Here is a 14,497-nt window from a genome sequence, read left to right as displayed (position 1 = left end):
AAGATTACATGAAACAGGCTCAGGACTATTTTAACGCCCTCAATCGCGATTACCTCAACGTGCATCAGAACAAAGAAAACTTGTTCTGGCAAAACTACATGGGCACCGGTGATGAAAATGTCTCCGACGCTTTCTCCGCTGCCGAAACTGCTTACAAACGCTTTATCGCTGAACCTTCCCGTCCGCAGGAAATTCGTGACGCCATCGCCAGTCTGGAAAAACACAGTGCCAGCGACGAGCGTGATGCGCTGCTCCACGGTCTGCGCGGCTGGCTGAGTTTCTTCGACTGTAATGTGATTGAAGATCCCAAAGCCCAGGCGCTGATGGATGAAATCATTCAGGCCGAATCCGTGCTGTTTGGTAAGCGTAAGCAGTACCGCATGACCCACATCAACAGCAAAGGCGAGCGCGTCAGTGCCTCTCTCGGCGAACTGCTGACTAATCAGGCCAATAACGAAAATGAAGCTTACCGCCGCAGTTCCCAGAATGCGCTGCGCGACCTGGAAGACTGGCTGCTGCACAACGGACTGCCTGAACTGATAGGCCTGCGTAACCGCTTTGCCCGCCAGCTCGGTTACCGTAACTATTTCGACTATAAAGTGAATAAAACCGAACGCATGTCGCCGGAACAGTTATTCGCTATCCTCGACCGGTTCGAAGAACGCACCCGCGAAAGTAACACGCGCAGCCTCAATGAACTGGTAGCACGCGAAGGTGATGCCGCACTGCTGCCGTGGAATATCCGCTTCGCCAGCGCCGGTGACGTCACCCGTCAGCTCGATCCTTACTTCCCGTTTGCCGATTCCCTGCGCCGCTGGATTGACAGCTTCAAGCGCCTGAATATCGGTTTTAACGGCGCAGAAATGCAACTCGATTTACTGGTCCGCGAAGGCAAATACGAGAACGGATTTATGCACGGGCCGGTGCCGCCGTTCTATGACAACGGCAAATGGGTGCCTGCGGTGATTAACTTCACCAGTCTGGCAAAACCGGATCAGATTGGCAGCGGCGCGACTGGCCTGAACACCTTGTTCCATGAAGGAGGACATGCGGCGCATTTCGCCAATATCCGCCAGAATGCACCGTGTTTCTCACAGGAATTCCCGCCGACGTCGATGGCGTATGCTGAAACGCAGTCCATGTTCTGCGACAGCCTCCTCGATGACGCTGACTGGCTGAAACGTTACGCGAAAAATACCGCCGGTGAGCCGGTGCCGGACGAACTGATCCGCGCCAGTATTGAAGCCCGTCAGCCGATGCGTTCGTTTAATGAGCGCCACATTTTGCTGGTGCCGTATTTCGAGTGGCAGCTTTATCAGTGGCCGGATGAAAAACGCACGCCGGAAGCTATGACGGCGCTGGCGCGTGACGTTGAAACGCATATTCTTGGTGTGACCGGCAGCCCGCGTCCGACGCTGGCAATCCCGCATTTGCTTTCCATGGAATCCGCCTGTTCTTATCAGGGCTATCTGCTGGCGATGATGGCCGTGGAACAGACCCGCGCCTTCTTCCTGAAACGCGATGGCTATCTGACCGACAATCCGGCTATCGGCCCGGATCTGGCAAAGCATTACTGGACGCCGGGTAACAGCGTCAGCCACGACGATACCTTGCGCAGCCTGACCGGCGAGGGGTTCAATCCCGATTATCTGGCGCAGGTCTGTAATCAGACGGTAGATACAGCGTGGCAGGATGCGCGGCAGACCATTGAAATGGCATCAAAACGTGAGCAGCCCGCAGCCGATTTCGACCTGAATGTGCACATCCGCGTGGTGGATGGCGCCAGAATTTTAGCTGACAGCGCCGACGGTGATGACGCGATGTGTCAGGATTTTGCGGATTTCGTCGAGCAGAATTACAACCATAAATAGCCAGGTTACAAAATAATCCCTTTAATGAAAAAGCCACCGGCGGTGTAACTCGCACGGTGGCTTTTTTTACATTGATGCTCTGAACTCAGCGGGCGTCGGGGCGTATCAGGTCAAAGCGCTGATCTTCAGAAATGCCGTAGTAGGCGGAAGGGCCTCCGGCGCGTAATACCGGTTCGGCAAGCGCAGTCTGATAAATGCCGTCAATCAGCAGATGTGGCGCAATATGCACGGCAACCACTTCGCCCAGCACCAGCCAGGTATCGATATCGCCACCGGCGGCCGTTTTAAGCTGAATACACTGCGTCAGTTTGCACTCAAAGTTCACCGGACTTTCCAGCACGCGATCGGCCGCGACTCGCGTTCCCGCTTGCGGTGTCAGACCGGCGAAATCAAACTCATCCGCACCGTGTTCCAGCGAGGCCGAACTTTCATTCATTTTCACCGCCAGCGGTCGGGTGGTGAGATTCCAGACGAATTCACCGGTTTCCGCGATATTCGCCACGCTGTCTTTCCAGCCACTGCTGGCAAAACCAATGATAGGCGGACGGTAATTGAAACAGTTGAAGAAACTGTAAGGCGCCAGATTGCGCTGTCCGGCGGCATTGCGGGAGGAAATCCAGCCAATCGGGCGCGGACCGACAATAGCGTTTAACGGGTCATGGGGCAGGCCGTGGCCTTTGGCTGGTTCGTAATAGTAGCGTTCATCAGTACTCATGATTTTCCTCAGCAAATAATTCATAAAGACTATGATTTCTACATTACCCGATTTAATCAGGTGCTGACCGTTTTTATGTGCCCGCGTCAGCCCGGATGCATCCGGCAGGCGGCGGCGCTTTGTGGTATCTTGTGCGCCATTGATGAATATCTAACGCCCCATCGCATATTTTATGCGTCGCGCACACCTCTCGGAGAGTCACTCAGGTGGAAAAAAAGAAAGTCTTCCCTCAGGAAAAAAGCGGTCTTCACCCGCGAAATCGTCATCGCAGCCGCTATGATTTCCCGGCCCTGATTGCCAGCAGCCCGGAACTGGCACCGTTTGTTGTCGAAAATAAATGGGGCGATTTGTCCGTTGATTTCGCCAACGCTCAGGCAGTTAAAGCCCTGAACCGTGCCTTGCTGCGCGATTGCTATCAGATTGAAAACTGGGATATTCCTGCCGATTACCTGTGCCCGCCAATTCCTGGGCGTGCGGATTATATTCACCATCTGGCTGATTTACTGGCAGGCAGCAACAACGGCAAGATCCCGCAGGGCAAAGACATTTCCGTGCTGGATATCGGTGTTGGCGCGAACTGTATTTATCCGATTATCGGTCTGCGTGAATATGGCTGGCGCTTTACCGCCAGTGAGATTGATGCGGTTTCTATGGCTGCGGCCAAGAAAATTGTCGCGACCAATCCGCTGCTGACCAATCAGGTGCGTTTCCGTTTACAGGCTAAACCGCAGCGTATTCTCGACACCATTATCCGTCATGATGAGCGTTATGACGCGGTGCTGTGTAATCCGCCATTCCATGCTTCGGCGGCAGATGCGGCGTCTGGCAGTCAGCGTAAACGTCAGAATCTCGGTCTGGATCGTCGCGCCGGTACCGCAGAACTGAACTTTGGCGGCCAGCACAACGAATTGTGGTGTGAAGGCGGTGAAGAAGCGTTTGTGGTTCGCATGGCCGAAGAGAGCGCCGGTAAAGCGCAGAACTGTTTCTGGTACACGGTGCTGGTTTCTAAAAAAACGACATTGCCGTTACTGTATGACGCGCTGAGTGAAGAGGGTGCGACGGATGTCCGCACTGTCGAAATGGTTCACGGTAACAAGATCAGCCGTTTCGTGGCCTGGACATTCCTGACGCCTTCACAGCAAAAAAGCTGGGCAATCAAACGCTGGTCAGTTTGATCACGATGTGAACTGCCCTGATTTCAGCCTGTTCATCTGACGGTGAACAGGCTGTAAAAAATACTCCCGCGCCCCCCTTTCTTTTTCAGTGGAATAAATTATGCTTAATTCACTATAAGAAAGTTGATTAATTAACAGAGTAATGATTTTGCGCGTGACTTTATTTTTCACCGCATAATGTTTTGACTGCCTGAGCAACCTTCCTGCCACCCACCCAGGGGCCAGACTATTTTTCGCTATTTATTAGTGACCTTACTAATAACCCGCGGGAATTAGCACGTGTTTATTTCAATTAATTGCGTTCGCGCATTAATTCACGTTATCAGCCACAGGGTGTCTGTCCTATGCAATTATTTTCTCATCAGTTTAGTACGGCATGGCGTGATAAATTCGCTGCAATTCAGCAGGCAGTTCCTATGATCGCTTTTACGCCAGAAGGCGTGGTGCTTGAGGTCAACGATCTGTTTCTGAGCAGCATGGGGTACAACAGGAATGAGGTAATGGGTCAGCCACACCGGATTTTCTGTACGCCGGAGTTTGTTGCCAGCGATGCGTATCGTTTGCACTGGGAAGCATTGCGGCAGGGAAAGTCGGTCAGCGGCAATATTAAACGCGTCCAGAAAAACGGAAGCTTAATCTGGCTGGAAGCAACGTACATACCTGTCAAAAATAAACAAGGCAAAGTCACTGAGATAATTAAAATTGCCAGTGATGTCTCCGAAAGAATTAATGAATCTCACGAACACCAGGGAATTCTTCAGGCGCTGGAACGTTCAATGGCGCTGATTACCTTTACCCCAGACGGTCATGTAATTTCTGCAAACAATAACTTCCTGAAAGTCATGGGTTATTCTCTGCAGCAAATTAAGGGTCATCCCCATTCGATGTTTTGTCTAGCGCAATACCGCGATTCGCACGATTACCGCAATCACTGGCAACGTCTCAGAAACGGCGAGTTTATTCTCGGGCGCTTCGAGCGTATGAATGGCCGGGGTCAGGCAATCTGGCTGGAGGCGAGTTATAACCCGGTGATCGACGACGACGGCAAAGTGATAAAAATTGTCAAAATCGCCCAGGACATTACCAGCCAGATGGCGCAGCAGCGCCAGCAGGAAAGCATGATGACGCATGTGCATGAGCTTTCCCTGACCACGGATAAAACGGCGGCTGAGGGTGTCACCATCGTGCAGAAAGCGGTGGAAGATATGCAGGAAGTGGAAGCGCTGGCGCGCCGGACCTCTGAGATAATCGGGCAGCTGGGGCAGACCTCCGAACGCATTGGCGAAATGGTGGATACCATCCGCAGGATTTCATCCCAGACCAATCTGCTGGCCATCAACGCAACGATTGAAGCGGCGCACGCCGGAGAACAGGGCAGGGGATTCGCTGTGGTCGCCGGAGAAGTCCGCTCACTGGCCGATCAGTCCCGCAAAGCTGCTGTCGAAATTGACCAGCTTACGCAAAGCATCCGCGATGGCGTAATGGCGGCGATTGATGGCATGGGTAATTGCGTCAACCGCGCCGGCGGTGGCGTGGCGCTGAGCCGCAATGCGGGTGATGTGATCAATCAGGTGAACCTGGGGATGCAGGATCTGGTGCGGATGATGGCGGAGTTTTCCGTTATCACGGGGGATCAGGGGCAGACGAGGCATTAGTGGCACGGGGGCCGCTGCAACGAGGCGGCCAATGGATAAGTGAATTTCACTCGCCGTGAGGGCTGGAGCGAGAAAATTTCGGTTTCTCAAGTGCGGTGATCACTCAACGCGCTGCGCCGAAACCGCCCAAGAGAGGGAAGTGCTTTCCCTCTCTTGGATCTCTCCCCGCTTTTTTACTCCGCGCTATCGCTGACTGGCTATGTTCCAGTTATCACCGCGACAGGCGCGAAATCTTGCCGCTTCGCGGTGCCTTCGTTTCGGGATTGCAGCCTCAGGTCTGCAACCTCTCACTCAGCAAGCTTTCTGAACCGCCCGCACAATCTTAAATTTAAAAGAAGACTGTTTTCCATCTTTTAGAAATGTGGATTACCATTTTTGATCACGCCATTCGATTAATTCAAAAACATTAGTCTTGTGATTTTTCGTGGCTGTTTCGTAATGTCTTGTTGATGAGTTGACCTTGCGAATCTTAATGGCTTATAGCGTTCCAATTGTGAAATCAAGAAGTTGAGAGCTTCATTCAGAGTAAATTTCATTTTTTACATGGAGTTACATCAGAGGCAGGCTTTTTTCCCGAGGGCGATTCAGAAATCTTGCTGAACGGAGCGGCCTGAAGACCTATGGCTTCAGGACCGAGAGAAGGTACCGCGTAGCGGCAAGATTTCCAGCCTGTCACGGTGATAACTGGAACATAGCCAGCAAGCGTTAGCGCGTGTTGAAAAAGCGAGGGGAGTTCAGAGGGGAAAAGCCTTTCCCCTCTGGTCGGTTTCGGCGCAGTGCGATAAGTGATCGCTGCGCTTAAAAAACCGAAATTTTCACAATTCAGCCCTAACCGGTAAGGTGCCCCCACCGCCAGCATCTCCTTCATCTTTATATATCTGCACTGCCTGCCTCGGCATCACCATGCCCGCTTTCTCGAAGTGAATTTTCACCAGTCTGTCCAGCGCGTATTGCACCGTCCATTGCTCCAGCGCTCTGGTGCGTACCAGTACGCGGATAGTGAAGAACTGATCTCCTAATCCCACGACGCCCTGGAAGGTCGGTTCGCCGAGCAGCAGTGGTTTGATTTTCTCATCCTGCTGCAACTCTTCTACCGCCAGACGCAGTACGTCGTTGGCCTTATCCACGTCTTCATCGCGGCTGACGTTATAGCTGGCGCGGTACACGCCGAACTCGCGCTCGTAGTTGGAGAGGGTGGTGATGGAAGAATAAGGCACGATGTGGAACACGCCGTAAATATCGCGCAGGCCAATTGAGCGGATGGTCATGCTTTCGACCGTGCCGGTGATCCCCATCACGGTGACGTATTCGCCGGTATTCATGCCGTTTTCAAACTGGATGAAGATCCCGGTGATGACGTCTTTGACCAGAGTCTGCGCACCGAAGCTGACTGCCAGACCCAGCGCACCGGCACCGGCGAGCAGAGGCGCGATATTCAGCCCGATTTGCGAGAGCATGATCATCACGGTGATGGTGCAGATCACGATAGCGAGCACGTTACGGAACAGCGTCAGCAATGTCCGCTCGCGGGCACTTGGTCGTGCGCCGTTAGTCAGTTCCTGCCCCAGACGGTGTTCAATCATGCTGGCCAGCAACGTCCAGCCGACAATCGCAAAGCATAAGATAAACAGGATATGCCCCAGCCCGCTGATCACCTTCTCGCCGCTTTCGGTCATGAACCATTTATTGAGATTGAAGATGTGCCAGGCATCGAGCAGGAACAAGGTCACGCTGAGCACTACCAGCACGCGGATAATTTTCAGACCTGCCGGAATGTACGAGTTGATGCGTTTTTGCAACAGCGGATAGCGGCGGTTCACATCATCAGGCAAGGTAATGCGGCGGCTGATCCAGCGGGAAAGCAGGCCGGAAATCAGGGCGCCGAGCGCAATGACCACCAGACTTTTCACCGTTGCGGTCATCATAAACCGCAGGCTGCCGGCAAAATCAAACTGTGACAGGAAAAACAGCACCACGAAATAACTCACCGCGAGCAGGTGCCAGACGTGTCCGAGGGCGCGCAGGATCACGCTGAAAAACGCCATCGAGCGTTCGGCCAGCAGATTGAATTCGCGGTGGATCGTGCGCCGGTTATGCAGTATCAGCCAGCTGGCATAGATCGTCAGCCCCAGCATCACCACAAAATTCACCACGGCGGCGGTGGTGTAGTTGATTTGCGTTGCCACTACCGGCACGCCGACCATCAGCGCATAACCAATCAGGCCGCTGACCCAGGCCAGGCGGGTATTCCAGTAACGGGCGGTCATGTCAGTCAGCGGGAACGGGCGAAGATAGCTGAAGCCGGGCGCAAAGATCAGTCGCAATACGGCTTTGAAGAATTCAATGACCGCAAAGGCGCTGAGGAACAAGGCCTGCTGACGCGCAATCAGCGCGCTGCCGCCGTTCATATATTGCGTGAACAGATTTCCTGCGGCGACGGTCAGCAGCAAAATAATCAAATCGATGACGAATGCACCCAGAATACTGGCGGGCAGCTGATACCAGTGCGCCTGTTTAAGCCGCGCGTTATTTCCCCAGCGGCCAAGACGCACATACAGCGGACTCACCAGTTTACGGATCAGATGAAACAGCGCAAAGGTCACGGCAACGGTGAGCAGGAAATACCCCAGCGCCGTAAAAAAGCGGTCAGCGCGAAAGCTGTGCTGCGGGCCGGAATCGATAGTGTCTTTGAGTTTTTCTACGCGCTGTCTGAGCTGCGCGACGGTACTTTGCGTGGTATCGACCAGTTCGTCGATCAGGGAAAGCTGTTCCGGCTTAGGTTCGCTCTTTTCAGCGGCGGGAGCCGGTTCTGCCGTTTGAGTTTTGGCGGCTTCACGCAGATGTGAAATTAATTCAGCCCGGGCCTTATCATCCTGAAGTATATCGGCCAGCGCAGTGTATGAGGCTTTTTGCTGATCGGCATCGGCAGGTTGTTCTGCCGCGTGACTGAAAGCGCTGAACAGGGCCAGCGTGATGAACAGCAAGGTGGAAAATACGTGTGTCTGGATGCGGTGAGCCAACGGAGTCCTGTCGTTATGCGGCATTGTTCCTCTCTCAAAAATAGCAATTAATCGGCGTAAAGCTGCCTAAGGGTAAAGCATAAGTGGCCGTATTGTAGATAATTTGTGGCAAAAAGTTGTGGGGTGACGTGCCATAAGCGGGTGAGTGGGACACAAACCTGAAGGGTAAATCTGAAAAACTCCCTCCCCTGCGAAGGGGAGGGTTGGGGTGGGGTATTAAGGTCAAATCAAGGTGTTAGAGTTTTCTCCGACAAGGTGTTAACCCTTAGAACCCCCTCCCTGCCTCCCCCTTCGCAGGGGGAGGAGAAGGGCAGCATCACGCTCAGGAAACGTGTTGCAGGAACTCGCGCAGACGTTCGCTTGGCGGGTTGTTCACCAGTTCAGACGGTTTACCGTCTTCGGCGATACGACCTTTGTCGATGAAGATCAGACGTGAAGCCACTTTCTCGGCAAAGCCGACTTCGTGAGTCACGATAACCATCGTCATGCCTTCTTCTGCCAGCTGCTTCATTACCGTCAGCACTTCGTGACGCAGTTCAGGATCCAGCGCAGAGGTTGGCTCATCAAACAGCATCAGTTTTGGTTTAACAGCCAGCGCACGGGCGATGGCCACGCGTTGCTGCTGTCCACCGGAAAGCTCTGACGGATAGTGATTACCGCGCTCGGAAAGACCGACTTTTGCCAGCAGCTCTTTCGCCTGTTTATTGGCTTCTTCCTTCGACGCGCCACGCACACGGATCGGGCCGAACGCCACGTTTTCCAGTGCGGTCATGTGAGGGAACAGATAAAACTGCTGGAATACCATGCCCGCTTCCTGGCGGATCAGGCGTTCGTCGACTTTCGGGTCGTTCACTTTCAGGCCATCGACAATCAGCTCGCCGGAGGTGATTTCTTCCAGCTTGTTGATGCAACGTAGCAGTGTGGATTTACCCGAACCGGATGGCCCGATGATAACCACGACTTCACCCTGAGAAATGTTCAGATCGATGTCGTGGAGCACCTGGGTTTTACCAAAGTGTTTTGAGACGTTCTTGAATTCAATCATATAATTTTCAGTTTGCGTTCTAAGCGGCGCAGAACAAAGCTCAGAGCCAGCGTGATGATCAGATAGATAACAGCAACCGCACTCCAGATTTCCATGGCGCGGAAGTTGCCGGCGATGATTTCCTGTCCCTGGCGGGTCAGTTCGGCGACACCGATAACGATAAACAGTGAGGTGTCTTTGATGCTGACGATCCACTGGTTACCCAGCGGTGGCAACATGCGGCGCAGCGCCAGCGGCATGATGATGTAGCGCAGTGTCGCACGGCGCGACAGACCCAGCGCCAGACCCGCTTCACGGAATCCGTTGTGAATCGACAACACCGCGCCACGCGTAATTTCAGCGATATAAGCACCGGAGTTGATGATGATGGTCACCACCGCCGCGCTGAACGGGTCGATACGCAGATCGGGAACCATCATCGGCAGTGCGAAATAAATGAACATTACCTGTACGACAATAGGCGTACCGCGAATGAGCTCGATAAAGACCAGTGCGACGTTGCTGCTAAACCAGCCACCAAACGCGCGGGCAAAACCCGCAATCACACCAATAATCAGACCGCCAACCAGACCGAGGACCGAAATCCACAATGTCATTTTAGCGCCTTCGAGCAGGATAGGCAGAGCGGGCCAAATTACGCTCCAGTCAAACTGCATGGATTATCTCCTGGTAAAACAACAAACTGCGCCTGTGCAGATTTGCATCTGACAGGCGCTTCTTCTCAAGTGCTCTTTCTTAAAAAAGGAACGACTTAAATTAAAAACAGCTTATTTAGGTTCGGTATCAAACCATTTTTTGTAGATTGCTGCGTAAGTACCATTCTCTTTGATGGTTTTCAGCGCGGCGTTGGCTTTCTCACGCAGGTCACTGCCTTGCGGGAACGCGATACCGTATTGCTGGCCAGCCAGTGAATCGCCGACCGCTTTGAACTGACCTTTACCGGCAGTTTTGATGAAGTACAGAATGTTTGGCGTGTCGTGCATGACCGCATCAGCACGGCCCGTGCCCAGTTCCATGTAAGCGCTGTCGATGTTCGGGAACTGACGCAGATCTTTGGTCTGCACGTTGGCTTTCATGTAATCAACGGAGCTGGTGCCGCTTTTCACTGCAACAGTTTTGCCTTTCAGGTCAGCAACGCTTTTGATAGCGTCGTTATTGCTCTTAACCATTACCATCAGGCCGCTGTTGTAGTAGCCGTCAGAGAAGTCGATGGCTTTTTTACGCTCAGGGGTGATGGTAATACCGGCCAGTGCCAGGTCGATGTTGTGTGTTTGCAGGGCAGGAATGATGCCGCCGAAATCCATTGGTTTCAGTTCATAAGAGACTTTCATCTCTTTGGCGACCGCGTCCCAGAGGTCAATGTCGAAGCCGACGTACTTGTCGCCTTGTTTGAATTCAAACGGTACAAACGCAGTGTCGGTAGCTACGATCAGTTTTTTGTCTGCTGCGTGGGAGCTAACGGCAAAGGCCAGAGTCAACGCGGCCAGGGAAACTTTTAACAGTGACTTCATCAGTGAATTTCCTTTGTACATATTATGGGAACGGCATTGGGTTACGGCGCTTTAATGCAAAATTTATGCCAGAATTTATGCGAGACTCTATGCATATTAAAATTCAATAGGTTATCGCGCTGCTGAACCGATCAAGCGGCATTTTTATGAACCAAAGCACCATAATGGTGCGTTGTTACATGTTGAAATGTTCTTTGATGGTGCATGGGTTCATCATTAACCAGATGTTGTATTTTAAACAATCATTAATTAACAATTGTGCTGCTCAAATGATAACTCGCTCTAACTTTATTAGAACCTGAGCAAAACCAGCGCTCAGTTTTGAAGCAGATGTTAAGAAGGGAAGGGCGAAATTCAGGCCGGAATTCGCCCTGGGTGAACCAAAATGGTGCAACCGGTCATAAGGAAAAATGCTAGCGCAACTGACTGTCTTTGCTGCCGCGCCGGTTGTATCCGGCATGATCCTGCTGTTTTTTGTCTATCTCTGCCTGACATTTCACACAATATTGCACGCCCTGCAGCGCTTCCCGGCGTGCTTCAGGAATGGGGTCACCGCACTCCTTACAATAATGCGCACTTTCGCCATGACCAAGCGACTGACGCGCTCGTTCTACTGCGTCGTTCACTGTGGAATCAATCTGATCTTGTACCGCGCCATCTTGCGCCCATCCGCTTGCCATAATGGCCTCCTCGAAACATTAATTTAAATCACTCATTTGAAACATTTATTCACGGCTAAATTTCTATTGGTTAATAATAGGCTGCTTATAGTGCTAATTCGCTATGATTAATGGTGCTAGCTAAGTGTAAATGGTTATAAAACAGGGGGTTGATAATTTTTATTTGTCACAACAACATAGCGAAATGTCATAAATTCCTAGGACAAGTCTGATAGAGTTTGTGTTATTTCGTGCCCTATGTTAAAAAAACGCGTGAATTGAATGAATGTGTTTCGGTTATCAATAACCCATGTGAATCTGTTTCATTTTTCGCGTGTTTGTAAGTTCATATTTTGCTCGCGAGCCTCTGCATCGTTCAGGTTCTCGCTTTTCTCATTCAATTCCCTCCAGCTGCCAGGCAGCGTCGACCGGCCAGACCAGGAAATGGAATTCGTCTCCGTGCATTTACTTGATCGGCTAACCAAAATAAATAACCACTCTTAAGTGTAGTCGCTGAGTGAGTTTTATCCCGGAAGGGTATTCAGGGTATTAAAGTGGCAGATAATCAGGTAGTTGGAAGCGCTGGTCTTGTATCACTACAGCCCGGTCTGATTGATTCGGTGCGCAGTACGCTTTCTGAACAGGCTGACGCCTTACACCGTCTTTCTTCACACCTCGACAGCGTTCAGTACCAGAAGGCGCTGAAGCTGATTGTTGAATGCAAAGGTCACGTGATCCTCTCCGGAATGGGAAAATCCGGACATGTCGGGCGCAAAATTTCTGCGACGCTGGCCTCAACCGGAACCCCCAGTTTCTTTATTCATCCTGCAGAAGCCTTCCACGGCGATCTGGGGATGATTACACCGTATGACCTGCTGATCCTGATTTCAGCCAGTGGGGAAACCGACGAAATTCTTAAGCTTATCCCTTCATTACGTCAGTTTGGTAACCGCATTATTGCGATCACCAATCACAGCGAATCGACGCTGGCAAAACATGCTGATTCGACGCTTGAACTGATGATGGAAAGCGAAAGCTGTCCGAATAATCTGGCACCGACGACATCGACCACGCTCACCATGGCGATCGGTGATGCGCTGGCGGTGGCACTTATCCATCAGCGCAAATTCCTGCCGACAGATTTCGCCCGTTACCATCCGGGCGGCTCGCTGGGTCGCCGTTTGCTGACCCGCGTTTCCGACGTGATGCAGGCAAATGTGCCGACCATTACCGAAGACACTCAGTTCCGCCAGGTTATCTCGGCGATCACCTGCGGTTGTCAGGGCATGGTGGCGGTAAATGATGCGCAGAACCAGCTGGCCGGCATCATTACCGATGGCGATTTACGTCGTTATATGGAAAAGAATGCGCAGCTCGACAGCGCGTGTGCCAGAGACATGATGACCCGTTCGCCGCTGACCTTACCGGCTGACATGATGATTACGGATGCTGAAATGCTGATGCAAAAGCACCGCGTTTCAGTGTTGCTGGTGACGGATAAAGAAAAGAACGTCGCGGGCCTGGTTCGTATCTTCGACTGACGATAAAGCACGATTAAACTCTTTGCGCACCGTGAACCTTACGCGAGGGAAATGAGGTTTTCACGGTACTTTTAATAAAGCACGACACTAAAAACGTGCTGTTTGTCATGATGATAATAAATGTTTATTGAAAAATTGAAGTCCGCATGGCCGGGGGAACACATTGCCCGGGTTCGTCGATCTCCTCATCTTAATATGGCCACGCTGAACCGCAATCTGGGCAAAATTGTGATCGGCCTGCCGATGGCGTTGCTGATCATCTATCTGGTGATCTTCAGCCGTCCGCGCTATCTCAGCGAATCTACCGTCGCCATCAAAAGCTCTAACGACATCAGCGGTTCCAGCCTGAACGTTGGCCTCTTGCTGGGCGCAGGGAATCCCAGCACCGCTCAGGACGCCATGTATTTAAAAGAATACATCAACTCGCCTGACATGCTGGCCGTTCTGGATAAGCAACTCGATTTCCGTTCCGTTTTCGGTAAAAGCGGTCTGGATTTTCTGTATCACCTGCCAAAAGATGCGAGCAGTGAGCAGTTCCTGAATTACTACCGCGACCGGATTGCCGTCACGTATGACGATAAATCGGGCATGCTGACCATCGGCACGCAGGGCTTCACCCCGGAGTTTGCCGAGCAGTTCAACCAGGCCGTACTGAAAGAATCCGAACGTTTCATCAACGAAATCACGCATAAAATTGCCCGTGATCAGCAGGCTTTTGCTGAAAACGAAATGCGTGAAGCCCGCGCCCGTCTGGATGAAAGCAAAACCCAGCTGCTGGCGTATCAGAACCACAACAATATTCTCGATCCGCAGGCTCAGGCGATTGCAGCGACCACGCTGGTGAATACGCTGATGGGGCAAAAAATCCAGATGGAAGCGGAACTGCGCAACCTGCTGACCTACCTGCGCGATGATGCGCCGCAGGTGATCAGCGCGCAGAACGCCATTACCTCTCTGGGTAAGCAGATTGATCAGGAAAAAAGCAAAATCACCGCGCCGGATGGCCATCAGCTGAACAGCATGGCGGTGGATTTCGACAGCATTAAATCGAAAGTCGAGTTTGATACTGAACTCTACAAACTCACGCTGACATCGGTGGAGAAAACCCGTGTTGAAGCGGCACGAAAACTGAAGGTGCTCTCGGTGATCAGCTCACCGCAGCTCCCGCAAGAAACCACGTTCCCGAATATTCCTTATATGATCGCAAGCTGGCTGCTGGTGTGCTGCCTGTTATTCGGAACGATTAAATTATTGCTGGCCGTTATCGATGACCATAAAGATTGATGTGGTTTGTACCGCTATCCC

Annotated in this window: 11 protein-coding genes; 5 read left to right on the top strand and 6 right to left on the bottom strand. The window is 52.0% G+C overall.

The annotated features are described in order from the left end of the window. Nucleotides 1-8 precede the first annotated feature (8 nt). A complete protein-coding gene (locus CKQ54_RS17700) occupies nucleotides 9-1,871 on the top strand; it encodes a M3 family metallopeptidase (protein WP_120162018.1) in 1,863 nt (620 codons plus the stop codon). Nucleotides 1,872-1,956: 85 nt separating this feature from the next. Here the strand turns inward: CKQ54_RS17700 and CKQ54_RS17695 are convergent, their stop codons facing one another. Then, the gene (locus CKQ54_RS17695; RefSeq protein ID WP_120162017.1) at nucleotides 1,957-2,586 is read right to left on the bottom strand and encodes a flavin reductase family protein; all 630 of its coding nucleotides are present in this window, start codon (nucleotides 2,584-2,586) and stop codon (nucleotides 1,957-1,959) included. Nucleotides 2,587-2,792: 206 nt separating this feature from the next. Between CKQ54_RS17695 and rlmF the strand changes: the two genes are divergently transcribed. Further along, the gene (gene rlmF, locus CKQ54_RS17690; protein ID WP_112287765.1) at nucleotides 2,793-3,761 is read left to right on the top strand and encodes a 23S rRNA (adenine(1618)-N(6))-methyltransferase RlmF; all 969 of its coding nucleotides are present in this window, start codon (nucleotides 2,793-2,795) and stop codon (nucleotides 3,759-3,761) included. 344 nt (nucleotides 3,762-4,105) lie between these two features. Next, nucleotides 4,106-5,416, top strand: coding sequence for a methyl-accepting chemotaxis protein (locus CKQ54_RS17680; protein WP_120162015.1), 1,311 nt, complete (start codon nucleotides 4,106-4,108; stop codon nucleotides 5,414-5,416). Between the two features lie 815 nt (nucleotides 5,417-6,231). Here CKQ54_RS17680 and ybiO read toward each other — a convergent pair. The 5 genes from ybiO to CKQ54_RS17655 all read right to left on the bottom strand — a co-directional run bounded on the left by ybiO (nucleotide 6,232) and on the right by CKQ54_RS17655 (nucleotide 11,672). Next, on the bottom strand, nucleotides 6,232-8,460 hold the full coding sequence (ybiO, locus tag CKQ54_RS17675) for a mechanosensitive channel protein (RefSeq protein ID WP_120162014.1): 2,229 nt from the start codon (nucleotides 8,458-8,460) through the stop codon (nucleotides 6,232-6,234). A gap of 298 nt (nucleotides 8,461-8,758) precedes the next feature. Continuing rightward, nucleotides 8,759-9,481, bottom strand: a complete 723-nt coding sequence (gene glnQ, locus CKQ54_RS17670; RefSeq protein ID WP_120162013.1) for a glutamine ABC transporter ATP-binding protein GlnQ — start codon at nucleotides 9,479-9,481, stop codon at nucleotides 8,759-8,761. Continuing rightward, complete coding sequence (glnP, locus tag CKQ54_RS17665) at nucleotides 9,478-10,137, bottom strand: glutamine ABC transporter permease GlnP (protein WP_013574682.1); 660 nt, start codon at nucleotides 10,135-10,137, stop codon at nucleotides 9,478-9,480. Before glnP ends, glnQ begins: the two co-directional genes overlap by 4 nt. 111 nt (nucleotides 10,138-10,248) lie before the next feature. Further along, complete coding sequence (glnH, locus tag CKQ54_RS17660; RefSeq protein ID WP_013574683.1) at nucleotides 10,249-10,992, bottom strand: glutamine ABC transporter substrate-binding protein GlnH; 744 nt, start codon at nucleotides 10,990-10,992, stop codon at nucleotides 10,249-10,251. Nucleotides 10,993-11,405: 413 nt separating this feature from the next. Beyond that, nucleotides 11,406-11,672 carry a DksA/TraR family C4-type zinc finger protein gene (locus CKQ54_RS17655; protein WP_112289429.1) on the bottom strand — a complete coding sequence of 89 codons (267 nt, stop codon included), beginning with the start codon at nucleotides 11,670-11,672 and terminating at the stop codon, nucleotides 11,406-11,408. 533 nt (nucleotides 11,673-12,205) lie between these two features. Here CKQ54_RS17655 and CKQ54_RS17650 point away from each other — a divergent pair. Both CKQ54_RS17650 and CKQ54_RS17645 read left to right on the top strand, forming a co-directional pair. Further along, nucleotides 12,206-13,192 carry a KpsF/GutQ family sugar-phosphate isomerase gene (locus tag CKQ54_RS17650; protein WP_147412486.1) on the top strand — a complete coding sequence of 329 codons (987 nt, stop codon included), beginning with the start codon at nucleotides 12,206-12,208 and terminating at the stop codon, nucleotides 13,190-13,192. A gap of 195 nt (nucleotides 13,193-13,387) precedes the next feature. After that, a complete protein-coding gene (locus CKQ54_RS17645) occupies nucleotides 13,388-14,476 on the top strand; it encodes a capsule biosynthesis protein (protein WP_181955487.1) in 1,089 nt (362 codons plus the stop codon). Nucleotides 14,477-14,497 lie beyond the last annotated feature (21 nt).

Source organism: Rahnella variigena, from assembly GCF_003610915.1.
GTDB lineage: Bacteria > Pseudomonadota > Gammaproteobacteria > Enterobacterales > Enterobacteriaceae > Rahnella > Rahnella variigena.
The sequence above is the reverse complement of the archived record's forward strand: the minus strand, read 5'-3'. Positions and strand labels throughout refer to the sequence as shown.